At 48.8% G+C, this 15651-nt stretch carries 19 protein-coding genes; 10 read left to right on the top strand and 9 right to left on the bottom strand.

Annotated elements, in window-relative coordinates; translation table 11 throughout:
• Positions 1–72: 72 nt before the first annotated feature.
• The 8 genes from hpf to SPM24T3_RS01290 are packed head-to-tail and all read right to left on the bottom strand — an operon-like array spanning position 73 to position 6339.
• Positions 73–360: a ribosome hibernation promoting factor gene (gene hpf / locus SPM24T3_RS01325; RefSeq protein WP_009634879.1), complete on the bottom strand. Its 288-nt coding sequence runs from the start codon at positions 358–360 to the stop codon at positions 73–75.
• 23 nt (positions 361–383) lie between these two features.
• Positions 384–1817: an RNA polymerase factor sigma-54 gene (gene rpoN / locus SPM24T3_RS01320; RefSeq protein WP_009634878.1), complete on the bottom strand. Its 1434-nt coding sequence runs from the start codon at positions 1815–1817 to the stop codon at positions 384–386.
• Between the two features lie 47 nt (positions 1818–1864).
• Positions 1865–2590 carry an LPS export ABC transporter ATP-binding protein gene (gene lptB / locus SPM24T3_RS01315; RefSeq protein WP_009634877.1) on the bottom strand — a complete coding sequence of 242 codons (726 nt, stop codon included), beginning with the start codon at positions 2588–2590 and terminating at the stop codon, positions 1865–1867.
• 3 nt (positions 2591–2593) lie between these two features.
• Positions 2594–3160, bottom strand: a complete 567-nt coding sequence (gene lptA / locus SPM24T3_RS01310) for a lipopolysaccharide ABC transporter substrate-binding protein LptA (protein ID WP_009634876.1) — start codon at positions 3158–3160, stop codon at positions 2594–2596.
• Positions 3138–3713, bottom strand: a complete 576-nt coding sequence (lptC, locus tag SPM24T3_RS01305) for an LPS export ABC transporter periplasmic protein LptC (RefSeq protein ID WP_009634875.1) — start codon at positions 3711–3713, stop codon at positions 3138–3140. Before lptC ends, lptA begins: the two co-directional genes overlap by 23 nt.
• Positions 3710–4276, bottom strand: a complete 567-nt coding sequence (gene kdsC / locus SPM24T3_RS01300; RefSeq protein ID WP_009634874.1) for a 3-deoxy-manno-octulosonate-8-phosphatase KdsC — start codon at positions 4274–4276, stop codon at positions 3710–3712. The genes lptC and kdsC overlap by 4 nt, the downstream gene beginning before the upstream one ends.
• 44 nt (positions 4277–4320) lie before the next feature.
• A complete protein-coding gene (gene kdsD, locus SPM24T3_RS01295) occupies positions 4321–5304 on the bottom strand; it encodes an arabinose-5-phosphate isomerase KdsD (protein WP_009634873.1) in 984 nt (327 codons plus the stop codon).
• A gap of 57 nt (positions 5305–5361) precedes the next feature.
• On the bottom strand, positions 5362–6339 hold the full coding sequence (locus SPM24T3_RS01290; RefSeq protein ID WP_009634872.1) for a calcium/sodium antiporter: 978 nt from the start codon (positions 6337–6339) through the stop codon (positions 5362–5364).
• A 362-nt stretch (positions 6340–6701) separates the two neighbouring features.
• Between SPM24T3_RS01290 and mlaF the strand changes: the two genes are divergently transcribed.
• The 10 genes from mlaF to SPM24T3_RS01240 all read left to right on the top strand — a co-directional run bounded on the left by mlaF (position 6702) and on the right by SPM24T3_RS01240 (position 14469).
• On the top strand, positions 6702–7505 hold the full coding sequence (gene mlaF / locus SPM24T3_RS01285) for a phospholipid ABC transporter ATP-binding protein MlaF (RefSeq protein WP_009634871.1): 804 nt from the start codon (positions 6702–6704) through the stop codon (positions 7503–7505).
• Between the two features lie 15 nt (positions 7506–7520).
• Positions 7521–8303: a lipid asymmetry maintenance ABC transporter permease subunit MlaE gene (gene mlaE, locus SPM24T3_RS01280; protein WP_009634870.1), complete on the top strand. Its 783-nt coding sequence runs from the start codon at positions 7521–7523 to the stop codon at positions 8301–8303.
• Positions 8304–8306: 3 nt separating this feature from the next.
• Positions 8307–8915 carry an outer membrane lipid asymmetry maintenance protein MlaD gene (mlaD, locus tag SPM24T3_RS01275; RefSeq protein ID WP_009634869.1) on the top strand — a complete coding sequence of 203 codons (609 nt, stop codon included), beginning with the start codon at positions 8307–8309 and terminating at the stop codon, positions 8913–8915.
• 11 nt (positions 8916–8926) lie between these two features.
• A complete protein-coding gene (mlaC, locus tag SPM24T3_RS01270; protein WP_009634868.1) occupies positions 8927–9574 on the top strand; it encodes a phospholipid-binding protein MlaC in 648 nt (215 codons plus the stop codon).
• Positions 9571–9873, top strand: coding sequence for a lipid asymmetry maintenance protein MlaB (mlaB, locus tag SPM24T3_RS01265; protein WP_009634867.1), 303 nt, complete (start codon positions 9571–9573; stop codon positions 9871–9873). The genes mlaC and mlaB overlap by 4 nt, the downstream gene beginning before the upstream one ends.
• A gap of 161 nt (positions 9874–10034) precedes the next feature.
• Positions 10035–10289: a BolA family iron metabolism protein IbaG gene (gene ibaG, locus SPM24T3_RS01260; protein ID WP_009634866.1), complete on the top strand. Its 255-nt coding sequence runs from the start codon at positions 10035–10037 to the stop codon at positions 10287–10289.
• A gap of 74 nt (positions 10290–10363) precedes the next feature.
• Positions 10364–11626 (top strand): UDP-N-acetylglucosamine 1-carboxyvinyltransferase, encoded by a 1263-nt coding sequence (murA, locus tag SPM24T3_RS01255; RefSeq protein WP_009634865.1) that lies wholly within the window; start codon positions 10364–10366, stop codon positions 11624–11626.
• Between the two features lie 422 nt (positions 11627–12048).
• Positions 12049–12513, top strand: coding sequence for an N-acetyltransferase (locus SPM24T3_RS01250; RefSeq protein ID WP_009634864.1), 465 nt, complete (start codon positions 12049–12051; stop codon positions 12511–12513).
• The gene (locus SPM24T3_RS01245; RefSeq protein ID WP_009634863.1) at positions 12503–13180 is read left to right on the top strand and encodes a LuxR family transcriptional regulator; all 678 of its coding nucleotides are present in this window, start codon (positions 12503–12505) and stop codon (positions 13178–13180) included. The genes SPM24T3_RS01250 and SPM24T3_RS01245 overlap by 11 nt, the downstream gene beginning before the upstream one ends.
• 14 nt (positions 13181–13194) lie before the next feature.
• On the top strand, positions 13195–14469 hold the full coding sequence (locus SPM24T3_RS01240) for a cytosine permease (protein WP_009634862.1): 1275 nt from the start codon (positions 13195–13197) through the stop codon (positions 14467–14469).
• Positions 14470–14531: 62 nt separating this feature from the next.
• Here SPM24T3_RS01240 and degS read toward each other — a convergent pair whose 3' ends face one another.
• A complete protein-coding gene (degS, locus tag SPM24T3_RS01235) occupies positions 14532–15599 on the bottom strand; it encodes an outer membrane-stress sensor serine endopeptidase DegS (RefSeq protein ID WP_009634861.1) in 1068 nt (355 codons plus the stop codon).
• Between the last annotated feature and the right edge of the window lie 52 nt (positions 15600–15651).

Below are 15651 nucleotides of genomic sequence, written 5' to 3'. Positions count from 1 at the left end.
GAATTTGCACCTGTTTTAGTAGCAATTTCAAGTACCAAAGATAAAAATAGCGAACCGATATAAAGTTAAGGATCAGTGCTGTTTCAGTTTGTCTTTATGCTTATTAAGCTGTCGGGCCAGTTTATCTACCAGTCCATCGATAGCGGCATACATATCCTGATGTTCCGAGGTTGCATGCAACTCACCCCCGTTCACGTGCAACGTAGCTTCCGCCACTTTTTGCACTCTCTCAACGCTCAATATTACGTAGACCTGGTTAATACGGTCAAAATACTGCTCAAGTTTTGCAAACTTTGCGTTCACAAACTCTCGCAGAGGTTCGGTAATTTCTACGTGATGCCCGGTAATATTGAGTTGCATGATGTCTTCCTTCTCTGTTGAGGTCAAACCAACTGTTTACGCTGGTTTGATGGCGGGATTGACAAAGACTCTCGGTATTTCGCTACAGTGCGTCGTGCCACCATAATGCCTTGATCCGATAGCATAGTGGCTAACTTGCTGTCGCTCAGAGGTTTGACGGGGTTTTCCGCCGCGATTAATTTTCTCACCAGTGCGCGGATTGCCGTGGAAGAGGCTTCACCACCGCTATCCGTACTTACATGACTGGAGAAGAAATATTTTAATTCGAAAATGCCTCGCGGACTGTGCAGGAACTTTTGCGTAGTCACACGGGAGATTGTCGATTCGTGCATATCCACGGCACTGGCGATATCTGCCAACACCATGGGTTTCATAAACTCTTCACCGAGATCAAAGAATGCCTGCTGCTGCTCAACAATACAACGTGTCACTTTCAATAATGTGTCATTGCGACTTTCAAGACTTTTAATCAACCACTTGGCTTCTTGCAGGTTACTGCGAATAAATTGTCCGTCGCTATCGTTACGCACTGAATTACCCATCGCGGCGTACTGTTGATTGATCTTCAGGCGTGGAATGCTGTCTGAGTTTAATTCTACCGTCCAGATTTTGCCTACTTTACGTACCAGCACGTCTGGAATGACATATTCGGATTCACCGGTGTTGATCGACTGTCCAGGCCTTGGGTCCAGAGACTGGATCAGCTGCATGGCACCTTTAAGTGTATCTTCTTTTAAACGTGTTGAACGCATCAGCGCACGAAAATCGTGATTTGCCAGCAGATCGAGATGTTCGCTGACAATCAGGCGTGCTTCGGTCAAAAACACGGTTTCAGAAACATACTGCGATAGCTGAATCAGCAAACAATCACGCAAATCTTTCGCCGCTACGCCGACCGGGTCAAAACGCTGTACGCGCTTGAGCACCGCCTCTACCTCGTCCATGCTGACTTCTTCATCGCCAATACTTTCGAGGATGTCGTCCAAAGATATGGTGAGATAGCCGGTGTCATCGACAGCGTCAACAATCGAGGTTGCAATAGCGCGATCGGTATCGGTGAAGGGGGTCAGTTCGACCTGCCACATCAGATAGTCTTGCAGAGTCTGAGTAGTTTCACCCTGATAGACCGGCAGCTCGTCGTCGCTGTAATCATTGCCGGTGCCCGAAGGCGTACCTGCGGTGTAGATTTCGTCCCAGGTGGCGTCGAGTGGAAGTTCCTCGGGCATGTCTTTCTGCTCGAGGGCTTCGCGGGTATCAAGCGCTTCGTTTTCAGGGGTTTCTACTGAGTCTATTTCATCGTGCAGATCGGATTGTTCCAACAGCGGATTGCTTTCCAGCGCCAATTGTATCTCTTGCTGGAGTTCAAGCGTGGACAGCTGCAACAGGCGAATTGCCTGCTGTAGCTGCGGTGTCATTGCCAATTGTTGGCTGAGCCTGAGTTGCAAACCTTGCTTCATATCTTGGATTCTTTCCGTTTTTAAAAATTCGCCGATAACTTAGATGATTAAAGACGGAACGCTTCGCCCAGATAAACGCGTTTAACTTGCTCATCCTGCAGGATTTCTGCAGGGGTGCCGTGAGCAATAAGATGCCCCTGGCTTACAATATAAGCACGCTCGCACACATCGAGCGTTTCACGGACGTTGTGGTCGGTAATCAACACACCAAGCCCGCTGTCACGCAGGTGTTCAATTATTTTTTTGATATCGATAACTGAAATTGGGTCAACACCCGCAAACGGTTCATCCAGCAGGATAAATTTCGGATTGGCGGCCAATGCACGAGCGATTTCTACACGACGACGTTCACCGCCTGACAGTGATTGCCCAAGGCTGTCGCGCAGATGGGAAATATGAAACTCTTCCATCAGCTCATTGGCACGAGCAACGCGCTGTTCTTTGTTGAGATCCTCACGAATCTCCAGCACCGCCATCAGGTTTTTGAACACGCTCAGACGACGGAAAATTGAGGCTTCCTGTGGCAGATAGCCAATCCCGCGACGGGCACGAGTATGGAGTGGAAGCAGGCTGATATCTTCGTCATCAACCACAATCCGCCCTGCATCGCGTTGAACGATACCGACCACCATATAAAAGGTGGTGGTTTTACCTGCGCCGTTTGGCCCCAGCAAGCCGACGATTTCGCCTGACTTGACTGACAGACTCACGTCTTCAACAACTTTGCGGCCTTTATAGGCTTTAGCCAGGTTTTCTGCAATTAATGTTGCCATAAGTTAGTATTTACTCTTTTTCGGTGCTGCAGCCGGTGCGCCAGGAGCTGGGGTTTTTTCCTGAAGCTGAGAAGGTATCAGCACGGTGGTTACACGGTTGCCCTTGTCGCTAAATGCCTGCATCTGCTGCTGCTGCACCAGATAGGTAATGCGGTCGCCTGTAACGTTGCTGTCCAGCTGTTGCAAATAAGCTTTGCCTGTCAGCGTAATCAGATCTTTGTCAACTTCATAGCGGACTTTCAGGGAGTGCCCTTGAATCGGCTTGCCGTTGTCCTGCATCTGGTAGAAAGTCACCGGGTTACCGAAGCCTTCGACGATTTCTTTGCCAGATTGACCGCCAGGGCGAACAATGGTCGCGCGATCGGCATGAACCAGAATACTACCTTGCTTGACCACAACGTTGCCCGTAAGGGTCACGGTATTGGTATTGATATCCACAGCCTGATTGTCAGAAGTGACCGTCATTGGCTGCTGCGTGTCGGTTTTCAACGCCAGCGCCGGGATGCTTACCGCTAACAGCGAGGTGGTAATCAACAGGTTACGGATTTTATTTTTTGCTTGGAATTTCATAATTAGTATTTACCTTCTCGATCAACTGTGCGGTTTTATTCCTCAAATTTCCACGCATTCGCATGCCGTTAGAGGTGAAACCTGTACCGTAAATGTAGACTTCGTCGTCTGACGCTACGTCCTGTGTGACCAGGTTAACCTGGGCATTGTCTGTTTTTATTCTTTGCAGCTGTGACGTTGTTGGCGTCAGACTATCAATTTGCACGTGACCATAAAGATACAACATTTTATCGTTGGTCAATTTTGCGCGATCGGAGCGGATAGTCCAGGTCGCGACGCTGGTGTCTGGATCATACGTCGTCACGACCGGGTTGGTGAACCATGACACGAGATCGGTCGTATAATATTTAACTTGCTCGGACACCAGTCTGTAATTCAGTTTGCCGGTCGGATCGTACACCACTGTTACGCTGTGCTGGCTCTGATAAGTTGGATCCTGTGTATTCAGCGGAGGTGCAGGCGCTTTATTATCGTTATCCGATATCGTCCAGCCAATCAGCACCAAAACCAGCAGGCCCAGCAACAGAGTCATCCAAAGTCTTGTTTTGCTCATATCGACAGCCCTTTGGCGTCCTCCAGCTTGCCCTGTGCCATTAAAATCAAATCGCACAGTTCACGAACTGCACCGCGTCCACCTGCGATGCGCGTAATATAATCAGCTTTGGGTAGCAGGATCGGGTGGGCATCGTTAACAGCAACGGAGAGACCGACTTTCTCCATCACCGGCCAGTCGATCAAGTCATCACCAATATAGGCAACCTGCTCAGGTTGCAGCGATAGTGTATCTAACAGTTCGCGGAAGGCCAAAAGCTTATCAGACTGTCCTTGATAAAGATGGCGGATGCCCAGCGTTTTAGCACGATCTTCCAATAATTTGGCCTTGCGCCCAGTAATGATTGCCACTTCAATATCTGAAGTCAGCAGGCAACGGATCCCATAGCCATCGCGCACGTTGAAGCTTTTCAATTCTTCGCCATTATTTCCCATGAAAATCAGGCCGTCAGACATTACGCCATCAACGTCACAAATCAGCAAGCGGACAGCTTTGGCTCGCTCCAGCACTTCTGCGCTAACGGGACCATAACAGGTATCCACATTGGCTGCGCTATTACTCATTCGGGCAGTTCCTTACGTTACAGGCCAGGTTCAAATTTTCTAAATTAAACAACACCGGCACGCAGCATGTCATGCATATGTACCACACCCAGCAGACGGTCGCCATCGGCCACCATGACGCAGGTAATGTTCTTTTCCTGCATCAGATTCAGGGCATCGACTGCCAGCAGCACCGGGCGAACGCGAATGCCGCCAGGGGTCATCACGTCGGTAATTTTTGCTTCATTGACGTTAACACCCATATCAAAGATACGGCGTAAATCACCATCGGTGAATATGCCTTCGATTTTCATCAAATCGTCGGTGATCACCGTCATACCAAGGTTTTTACGGGTGATTTCGAGCAGGGCATCACGCAGTGAGGCATCGCGGCTAACCTGCGGGATTTCACTGCCGGTATGCATGATATCGCTGACTCGTAAAAGAAGTTTGCGACCCAGTGCGCCGCCCGGATGGGACAGGGCAAAATCCTCGGCGGTAAAACCGCGCGCTTCAAGCAGTGCGACGGCAAGGGCATCGCCCATCACCATTACCGCAGTGGTGCTGGTGGTGGGCGCAAGGCCTAACGGACAGGCCTCTTTCGGCACTTTGACACAAATGTGCACGTCTGCTGCTTTACCCATCGAACTTTCGGGATTGGCAGTCAGGCAAATCAAGCGAATATCCAGACGTTTCAGCACCGGGATCAGCGCCAGAATTTCGTGCGACTCTCCCGAGTTGGAAATAAGGATAACGATATCCTGCGTCGATACCATCCCGAGATCGCCGTGGCTGGCTTCAGCCGGATGGACGAAGAAAGCTGGCGTGCCGGTGCTGGCAAATGTCGCGGCCATCTTGCGGGCTACGTGTCCGGATTTGCCCATACCCATCACGATAATTTTGCCGCTGCACTGGAACATCATCTCACAGGCGCGGGTAAAATCGTCGTTGATGTATTGGTCGAGCTGTTCAAGTCCTTCCCTTTCGGTTAACAACACCTGTTTACCGACCTGGACGAAATTAAATTTTTCGTTATCAAATGTTGTCATCGTCAATTCCTGTGACTTTGCCTGAATCGTTCGTTATTTAAACAAATTCTATCAGATCTAAAAGGCAACGCTGGTGGGCATGTAGAAAAGCACCGCCAGATAAGCGATAAAGCCGAACAGCAGCAGCGCGCCTGCCAAATGACCAATCCGATGTTTACGCATCAGGCAAAGTCCGGTGAGCACGACGCTGACAACCAGCATCACCCAATAATCCCGATGGAATGCATCGGGATTAAAATGTCCCGGTGCTACCAGAGCGGGCAGCCCCAACACCAGGCACATATTAAATATATTCGCGCCAATAATATTGCCCAGTGCAATATCGTCTTCGCCTTTTATTGCTCCGGCAATAAAGGTTGCCAGCTCAGGCAGGCTAGTGCCTATTGCTATGACCGTCAGGCCGATGACCAGTTCACTGACGCCAAAATAGCGCGCTATGACCGAGGCGTTATCGACAATCATGTTCGACGCCAGCGGCATGATAATAAAACCCAGGGCCAGCCACAAAAATGCTACTGTGTTGCTTCCGTCCTGGGGTAACTCCGCCATTTGTTCACTAGTCAGTGTGTCCTGGCCGATTTTTTGCGAGATCCTGGCAATCTTCACCATTAGCATCAGGAACACCGCTGCAGCAATAATCAGCAACACGCCGTCCCATCGACTAAGCTCACTGTCGCTAAGCACAAAACCACACAGCACAGTAACGACTAACATTAGCGGCAGTTCGCGTCGCAAGATATCAGAACGAACGGAAAGTGGATGAATTAGCGCGGCACCGCCCAAAATCAGAAGAATATTAGTGATATTGGAACCAATGACATTGCCTACTGCCAAATCCATCTGGCCATTTATTGCTGCTGTCGTCGAGACAACCAGCTCGGGCAAGGAAATTCCCACGCCGACGACCGTCATACCAATTATTAGAGGGGGAATGCCGATTGAGGCTGCCAGAACTGAAGCTCCGTACACCAAACGATCGGCGGCATACACTAACAGAAACAAGCCGACAATCATTAGTACACTAGCGAGAAGCATGAAAAATCCTTTATTGGGTATAATGCAATGTTCGTAAGTCTGGCAAGGAACCAAAATAAGTTTGATCAATCTGGTTTCAGGCAAAAGACCCGAGCAGAATTGAATAGGGTTCCATAATAGCGATTACCTTGGCTTCTGACTTTCTGTTTTGACAATTTAATGCTTCCCGATATCTATCCGGCCGCAAAGCATGATTTTGACCGTCTGAGGCTTAAAAGTAAATCAATGGCAACTTTGGTAACGCAATCGCGGTAAGTTTTTGTAAAATGTCGGGTGTTGGCAAGCTCGTTTAGGCCAAATTTATAGATAGAGTTCTACCCTTAATGGGATCACATCTTGCGTTCGCCCAGAGGAAGAGACAAATGAGTCAGAGCGAAGCGAATTTGGTGGTCATCAAAGGCATGAGTTTCATGCGCGGTGACCGTCCCATTTTCGAAGAGATAAACATGACCGTGCCCAAAGGCAAAGTGACCGCAATCATGGGGCCATCGGGGATCGGTAAAACAACCTTGCTACGATTAATCGGCGGACAACTTACGCCGGACAGTGGGGAAATTTGGTTTGATGGTGAAAATATTCCTGCGCTGTCTCGCCGTAAGTTGTACGAATCTCGCAAGAAAATGAGCATGCTGTTCCAGTCTGGTGCGCTATTCACTGACCTGACTGTGTTCGAAAATGTTGCCTTTCCGCTGCGCGAGCACAGCAAGCTGCCGGAAGAACTGCTCCGAACTACTGTGCTGATGAAGCTCGAGGCAGTAGGGTTGCGCGGTGCGGCTGAACTGATGCCTGCGGAACTTTCTGGTGGTATGGCGCGTCGTGTGGCGTTGGCGCGTTCAATTGCCCTGGATCCCGAACTGATTATGTTCGATGAGCCTTTCGTCGGCCAGGATCCGATCACCATGGGCGTGCTGGTCAAGCTTATCGACGAGCTTAACCATGCGCTGGGGGTCACCTGCATCGTTGTTTCGCACGATGTGCCTGAAGTCCTCAGTATTGCTGACTATGCTTATATCGTTGCTGCTCAGCATGTTATCGCTGAAGGGACGACCGAGGAATTGCAAAATAATCCAGATCCACGCGTTCGCCAGTTTCTCGACGGTATCGCCGATGGACCGGTGCCTTTCCGTTTCCCTGCCGGTGATTACAAGACCGAGCTGCTTGGATGATGGAGTTGTAAATCAATGTTAATTAGGGCGTTAGCGTCAATAGGCCGCAGCGGTTTGGCAACCTGTGCGTCATTCGGGCGGGCGGGGCAGTTGCTGTTCCGTGCGCTGGTAGGGCGGCCACAGTTTGCCAAACAATGGCCATTATTAGTCAAACAGTTATACAGTGTTGGGGTATTGTCACTGCTGATTATCGTGGTATCTGGCCTGTTTATTGGCATGGTACTGGGTTTGCAGGGCTACCTGGTATTGACCACTTACAGTGCCGAAGCCAGCCTGGGCATGATGGTGGCGCTTTCGCTGCTGCGTGAACTCGGACCGGTTGTTACCGCGCTGCTGTTCGCCGGTCGTGCAGGTTCGGCACTGACTGCCGAAATCGGCCTGATGAAAGCCACAGAGCAGATTTCAAGCCTCGAAATGATGGCAATCGATCCGCTGCGTCGCGTCGTTGCTCCGCGCTTCTGGGCCGGTTTGATCACGATGCCTTTACTTACGGCTATTTTCGTTGCAGTGGGTATCTGGGGCGGATCGCTGGTCGGTGTTGACTGGAAAGGTATCGACAGCGGCTTTTTCTGGTCAGCGATGCAAAATGCCGTAGAGTGGCGTCAGGATTTGCTCAACTGTCTGATTAAAAGCGTTGTTTTTGCCATTACCGTGACCTGGATAGCGCTTTTCAATGGTTATGATGCAATCCCGACCTCCGAAGGGATTAGCCGGGCTACAACTCGTACCGTCGTGCACTCGTCACTGGCGGTGCTGGGTTTGGATTTTGTGCTGACAGCACTGATGTTTGGGAATTGATCCATGAAAACTAAAAAGAGTGAAGTCTGGGTTGGGGCATTTATGCTTATCGCATTCTGTGCCGTGTTGTTCATCTGTCTGAAAGTCGCTGACATTCAGTCATTTGGCTCCGATCCGACCTACCGTATTTATGCTGATTTCGATAACATCGGCGGACTTAAAACTGATTCACCGGTCAAGATTGGCGGCGTGGTCATTGGTCGTGTCAACAAAATCACTCTGGATAAAAATATGTCCCCGCGCGTAGCGATGGATATCGACCAGAAATATAACCAGATCCCAGATACCAGTTCGCTGGCCATCCGAACTTCAGGCCTGCTGGGTGAACAGTTCCTGGCACTGAATATTGGCTTCCAGGATCCGGATATGGGCACCACTATCTTGAAAAATGGCGGCACCATTCAGGACACGAAATCGGCTATGGTTCTGGAAGACTTGATCGGCCAGTTCCTTTACAAAAGCGGCGGTAAAGACGACGCCGCGAAATCGGGTGATGCTTCAGCTACGCCGGATAGTGCTGCTGCGCCTGGTTCAGCCGGGGCTTCACAAGATAGTTCTGCTGCGCCAGATACTGCGCCTGCTCCATCCGCTCCTGCGGCCAAAGGTAATTAAGAGGATTTTTTATGTTTAAACGTTTAATGGTGGTTGCTTTACTGATGATCGCGCCCCTGGCTGCCAATGCGGCTGCTACGGTGGATAAAACTAATCCCTACAGCGTGATGAATGCCGCCGCCAATGCGACCTTTACTGCACTGAAGGCCGATCAGCCACAGATTCAAAAGGACCCAAATTATCTGCGTACCGTAGTGCGTGAACAGCTCCTGCCTTATGTGCAGGTTAAATACGCCGGTGCGCTGGTATTGGGTCGCTATTACAATTCAGCCACTCCAGCTCAGCGTGAAGCCTACTTCAGCGCGTTTAGCGATTACCTGCAACAGGCTTACGGACAGGCGCTGGCGATGTATACCAACCAGTCCTATCAGGTTCAGCCTGCTCAGCCTATTGCCGCGGGCACCAATATCGTTGCCATTCGCGTGACTATTACCGATCCAGGTGGCCGTCCTCCTATTCGTCTTGATTTCCAATGGCGTAAAAACAGCCGTACCAACGAATGGCAGGCTTACGACATGATCGCTGAAGGCGTCAGCATGATCACTACCAAGCAGAACGAGTGGGCAGACATCCTGCGTCAGAAAGGCATCGATGGTCTGACTGAACGTCTGAAATCAGCAGCAGCTCAGCCGATCACTCTGCAGCAGAACAAAAAATGATTAACGGACTGCACTTTGAATCATTGCAGCAATGCCTGATCCTCAGTGGCTGCCTGGACCGAGAAACGCTGCTTCCTCTTTGGGAGCAGCGAGAAAGTCTGCTTAAAGGCGTTACCTGCATTGATGTGGCTCAGCTTGAGCGCGTTGACTCATCAGGTCTGGCGCTGCTGGTGCACCTGCGCGATCTGGCGGGCAAGCACGGTGTTGAATTGCAGATTTCTGGTATCACCGATCGTTTACGTACATTGGTCGAGTTATACAATTTGCAGGGGATAATTCCTCTCGAATCGGAGGGTTAGCAATACCCCTGCGAAAATTTTTCTGCGATAAATCGCTATTCAAAACAGGGCCCCTGTCTGAAACTCTCATGCAGGGGCTTTTTGATGGTTTAAGAGTTGGCCGGATCCCTATAATATGTTCGGCTATTACTTCCCATACGATTAAAGATTAAACGGGTTTTATGGAAACTAACGAAATTAAAGACGTGCTGATGGCTGCACTGGCCCTCGATGAAGCACACGTAACCGGTGATGGCAGCCACTTCCAGGCTATCGTTGTTGGCGCAATGTTTGACGGCATGAGCCGCGTTAAAAAACAGCAGGCCGTATACGCGCCGCTGATGGAATACATTGCCGATAACCGCATCCACGCACTCTCTATCAAGGCTTATACCCCGCAAGAGTGGCAGCGCGATCGCAAGCTCAACGGCTTTTAAGGGTGACGGGCAAGCGTTGCTGCCGGCCATTTTGTTATACCTAAAGAATTTCGATAACAGATAAGAGAGCAATAATGGATAAGTTTCGTGTACAGGGCGGAACCCGCCTGAGTGGAGAAGTCACGATCTCTGGTGCGAAAAATGCCGCACTGCCTATTTTGTTCGCCGCACTGCTCGCTGAAGAACCGGTAGAACTGCAAAACGTTCCGCATTTGAAAGACATTGATACCACCATCAAACTTCTGAACCAGCTGGGTACTAAAATCGAGCGCAACGGTTCTGTGTGGGTTGATGCAAGCGGTGTTAATGAGTTTCGTGCGCCGTATGATCTGGTGAAAACCATGCGTGCCTCTATCTGGGCGCTGGGTCCTCTGGTTGCGCGTTTTGGCCATGGTGAGGTTTCCCTGCCAGGCGGCTGTGCGATTGGCGCGCGTCCTGTTGACCTGCACATTACCGGTCTTGAACAGCTTGGCGCGAAAATCGTGCTTGAAGAAGGCTATGTCAAAGCTACAGTTGATGGACGCCTGAAAGGCGCGCACATTGTGATGGATAAAGTCAGCGTGGGCGCGACGATTACCATCATGACTGCGGCAACGTTGGCAGAAGGCACCACTGTTATCGAGAATGCAGCCCGTGAGCCGGAAATTGCCGACACCGCTGCGTTCCTCAATGCAATTGGCGCCAAAATCTCTGGCGCGGGTACCGATCAAATCACTATCGAAGGCGTTGCTCGTCTCGGCGGCGGCGTTCACCGTATCGTGCCAGACCGTATCGAAACCGGCACTTTCCTGGTCGCTGCAGCGATTTCAGGCGGTAAAGTTGTTTGTCGCGAAACCCGTCCAGATACTCTGGATGCGGTATTGGCCAAACTGCGCGAAGCGGGTGCCGATATTGAAACCGGTGAAGACTGGATTAGCCTGGATATGCACGGCAAGCGTGCGAAGGCCGTTACCCTGCGTACCGCGCCACATCCGGGCTTCCCGACCGATATGCAAGCCCAGTTCAGCCTGCTGAATCTGGTTGCTGAAGGTACGGGTGTGATAACCGAAACTATCTTCGAAAACCGCTTTATGCACGTACCAGAATTGATTCGCATGGGCGCACACGCTGAAATTGAAAGCCACACTCTGATCTGCCACGGCGTTGAAAAACTGTCTGGCGCTCAGGTAATGGCCACCGACCTGCGCGCCTCTGCCAGCCTGGTGCTGGCCGGATGTATTGCAGACGGCGTGACTATCGTTGACCGCATCTATCACATTGACCGTGGTTATGAACGCATTGAAGATAAGCTGCGTTTGTTAGGTGCCAAGATCGAACGTGTGAGTGGCGCAGAATAATCTGCAATATTTGCCGTTAAAACTGTTGTTTTAAGATCAATAAAAAGCCGGCTAGGGAAACCTTACCGGCTTTTTTATATGTTTAATTAACAAATTATAATTCTTATTAATGGATAGTTATTTTAGCGTAATAAGCCAGAAAAATATCGCTTGCACGATAATCTAATGTTAATGTCTTGGGTTTTATAAACATTCAAAAAATTGGCATGCCATTGCCTAACGTTCAGAACTTAATATACCTTCCTTTGCCTATTAACTGGCATTGGATCACCCTGGTGAAGGCATCGGTATGGATTAATTAATCTTAAGGTTATAGCATCAAAGTGAATAGATAAACCGTAATTACTACGCTATCGCCAATTATCAATATAAGGTAATTGGGTGGCTGATTTACATGAACTCTAATCAGGATGGATAATTAAATGGAATTAATCGTTAGCGATATATCAAGTATTAAAGAAGAGCAAACTATCATTGATAACCTGTGGGAATATAATTCTCACGTAACGCCTGTCGATATAAAGCCTTTACGCGTAGTAGCGAAAAATGAAAGCGGCGATATAGTTGGCGGGTTACTCTCCAGGACCTGGTGGGGTGGGCTGGACATTCAGTATCTTTGGGTCGCGCAAGAGAATCGCAAAATGGGGCTAGGAAAAAGGCTTATGCAAACCGCGCAGCTTGAGGCAATTGGTCGAGGCTGCCATATGGCTTATGTCGACACTTTCAGTTTTCAGGCGCTGGGATTTTATCAACGTTTGGGGTTCAGGCAGTATGGTGAATTGGCAGAGTTCGCTCATCAGCATACTCGATTTTATTTATCTAAAAGATTGAGTTTAGATAATTTAAATGAATTATTAGTTCAGTGGCATGACGAAAATGATAAGTAATCATCAGGTTATTGAAAATACGATCGCGATGATCGAACGCTTGGATGAACCCTGGGGCATAAAAGATAGTACTTCAAATCATCTTTATATGAACATGGCAGCGCTTCGTTATACCAATACTCCAGACACTTTTGACGTCGAAGGAAAGCTTGATAACGAGTTTCCGACAGAATGGAGCGAGCTTGCAGATGATCTGCAAGAACATGACAGGCTCACGGCAGAAATGTTTCGGCGGGTTACAGTTATAGAAACGCATTATTGGAATGGAAACTCCTTCATAGCACCTTACATTAGCGAGAAGATCCCGCTTTTTGGTCAATCAGATAAATGTATTGGGACTTTATGGAATGCGCGGGAAGTTCACACGCACTCCCCGTTAATTTATATCAATCAACAAAAGCCATCTATTTTAACCACTCAGGCTTCTGTTGAGTTATTTAAAACTAAAGAGTTACATGTAATTTTCCTGTTATTACAAAATTTATCCTGTAAAGATATGGCAAAGATATTAAATGTTTCCCACAGAACCATCGAAGCTAGATTAAATATCCTTTATCAGAAGTCTCACGTTCACTCTATGCACCAGCTTAAAGAGTTTTGCAGGAGCCTTGGATTAGATAAATATATCCCCGAGTCTCTGTTATCAAAAGGTATTCAATTTATTTAGGGAATAAGATAACGATGAGTTTAATAGAAAATTATCCAGTAAGCCGTGTGCCTATCGGAGAAAGACTATCATTTTTAAGTGTGACATTAGTTCATGCTGGCATGTTGACTGCTTTAGATCAATTTATGTTGGGTGCCGTACTCGGCCATTCAATGACACTGACCGATGCTTTTTTAGCGATCTTTATTGCCAGTGTTATCTTCGGCATCGTGACCTTCGCAGTGGGTTATGCAGGAATGAAAGAGGGGCTTTCAAGCAGCTTGTTGTCACGCTGGTGTGGTTTTGGGCGAGTCGGTTCACTGTTTGTTAGCCTGGTGATTGCTGTAAGCCTATTAGGCTGGTTCGGCGTGCAAAATGCAGTATTTGCCAAGGGTTTAAATTACGCCTTAAACGACAGATTTGGTTTCGCCTGGTCTGCGACTTTCTCCGGCCTGTTTCTTACTATTTTGGTCGCCTTTGGTTTCAAAGCGCTAAGGTTTACCGCACGGATCGCCGTGCCGCTTTTTATTGCTGTCATTGTAACGGTCTCTATTCTTATTCTAAGCGGGCACAAAAGTAGTGAGCTTGTTAGCGCAATACCCGCCGGGGTTTCCATGTCCGTGCCTGCAGGCATCACCATGATTATTGGTGGATGCATTGTTGCCAGCCTGATTACGCCGGATATGAGCCGCTATTCAAAAAGCGGACGGCATGTTTTCTGGATGACGATTGTTTCGATTATTATTGGCGAATTTATAATTAATGGTCTGGCGATATTATTGGCGAGGGCTGTCAAAAGCGCCGATGTGGTGAGCATTATGGCTGAAACAGCAGGGGGAATAGGCCTTCTGGTTGTGGTGTTTTCTACGTTGCGGGTTAACGATATCAATCTCTATTCTTCATCACTCGGCATTGCTAATTCAATTTTTGCGATTACAGGTAGAAAAGTTAACTTCACTGCAATTATTTTAACTGTCGGCTGTATAGGAACCGGCCTTTCGGTCGCTGGCATTTTAGACCGATTCATAGACTTCCTTACCTTGCTTGGTGTGGTCTTCCCACCATTGTTAGGTGTGATGATAGTCGATTATTACTTTCTTAAATCCAGTAGGGCATTGTTAAAAGCTAGCCGCCTTCAGGGAAAGCTGCCTGAAGATGAACACATTCCCACAATCGGTTGGACGGCGATTGTATGCTGCGTCATAGGCGGAGCTGTAGGTTTTACAACGTCCTGGGGCATTCCGGCTCTTAATTCGCTTTTAGCAGCGAGCCTCCTTTACTGGGTTATAGGTATTTTCTTTAAAAAGTAAAAAGCCGGAAGAGTTTCCTCTTGCCGGCTTTTTAATGGCTTTTATCTGAGAATATCGGCGGTTTAGTGCTCCGGATATTCCTGGATAGTAACCTGTAGGGTGATTTGCTTGCCGTTGCGGTTTATTACCACCGGGATCACCGCGCCCGGGCGGATCTCGGCTACCTGGTCCATGGTTTCAATCGCCGAAATGGCTGGTCGATTATTGACGCTGACAATGACGTCTTGTACCTGGATACCGGCGTTGGCCGCTGGGCCATTTGGTGTAACTTCATTCACCACAATACCCTGTAAATGATCGACATTGGCAGTCGGGCCATGCAGGGGAGAAGCTTCACGCCCAGTAATACCGATATAGCCGCGAATAACGCGACCATCGCGGATCAGCTTGTCCATGACTTTGGTTGCCAATGCGGTCGGGATGGCAAATCCGATGCCTTCTGGCGCTGGACCATCTTTATTTTGATCAAACGACAGGGTGTTGATACCCATCAGCTCGCCAAGAGAGTTCACCAGCGCACCGCCAGAGTTGCCCTGGTTAATGGCTGCATCAGTCTGCAAGAAATTCTGACGGCCAGAAGGGCTAAGGCCAATTCTACCCGTGGCGCTGATAATGCCCTGCGTCACAGTTTGCCCGATATTGAAAGGGTTACCAATTGCCATCACCACGTCACCGACGCGAGGCATGCGTTTGGCGTTAATCGGGATCACTGGTAGATTGGTGGCATCAATTTTCAGTACTGCCAAATCAGTCAGGCTATCCGAACCGACCAGAAGTGCATCGAAAACGCGGCCATCCTGCAGGGCGACAATGATTTGGTCGGCGTTATTGATCACGTGTTTGTTAGTCAGTATGTACCCTTTATCGTTCATGATAACGCCTGAACCCAGAGTACGTATCTGTAACTGATTTTGCGTGGAATCGCCCATGTTACGGTTATAAACGTTGACTACCGCAGGCGCAGCAAGGCGAACCCCCTCGTTATAACTGGCAGGCTGTTCACTATGATGGCTAAAATCATGCTCAAACATCGGTTCTACGATGGTTTTACGCAGCTTTGGCACGACGGCCAGCAAAATGGCGGCAACAATAAGACCGATGAGTGCGGATCGCAATAGCTTAACAAACATGAGGTTTTTGGGGTCGTAAGAAAATGTACTTGAAGGATAGCATGAAGTGTTT

The sequence above is a fragment of the Serratia sp. M24T3 genome, from assembly GCF_000257645.1.
GTDB lineage: Bacteria > Pseudomonadota > Gammaproteobacteria > Enterobacterales > Enterobacteriaceae > Rouxiella.
The sequence above is the reverse complement of the archived record's forward strand: the minus strand, read 5'-3'. Positions and strand labels throughout refer to the sequence as shown.